This is a genomic window from Aeromonas sp. DNP9, from assembly GCF_001728955.1.
GTDB lineage: Bacteria > Pseudomonadota > Gammaproteobacteria > Enterobacterales > Aeromonadaceae > Aeromonas > Aeromonas veronii.
This window is the reverse complement of record NZ_LYSQ01000075.1, coordinates 1-511: the sequence shown is the minus strand read 5'-3', so window position 1 is coordinate 511 and position 511 is coordinate 1. Positions and strand designations below refer to the sequence as shown.

At 65.0% G+C, this 511-nt stretch carries 1 protein-coding gene; it reads left to right on the top strand.

The window, feature by feature from the left end:
* Window positions 1-511: DUF5801 repeats-in-toxin domain-containing protein (locus tag A9G06_RS21285; RefSeq protein ID WP_253182366.1), on the top strand; the 511-nt coding region annotated here is incomplete at both ends.

Sequence of the window (511 nt, the reverse complement as noted above, 5' to 3'; positions counted from 1 at the left end):
GGTCCGCGTGCCGGGCTGGCAGAGAAAGCACCGGGTCTGGGTGCAACCGTGGATGAAAGCTTGGTCAGTCTGGGTGGTGTTGGCGGTGACGGAGTGGCCAGTGCCATCCTGAGCGCCGCCAATGTGCAGGCCCAGTTCACCCCGGCCTTCGGGGCCGACGGGGCGGGCAGCATCGGCTACAGCCTGGCGCTGACTGGCAGCGACGTGGCTAGTGGTCTGTATGCGGTTGACCCGCTGGCCGCCAACGGCCAGGGCGCGGCTATCGTGCTCAACCAGGTGGGTAACGTCATCACTGGCAGCGCCGGTGGGGTGGACTACTTCACCCTGACCATCGACCCGACCACCGGGGCAGTGACGCTGGAACTGCTGGACAACGTCTGGCATGGCAATACCAGTAGTGCAGATGACAGCGTGGCGCTGAGTGTGGACGAGGGCGTGCTGACATTGGTGCAGACCGTAACTGATGCCGATGGCGATAGTGCCAGAGCGTCAGTGGACCTTGGCGCCAACG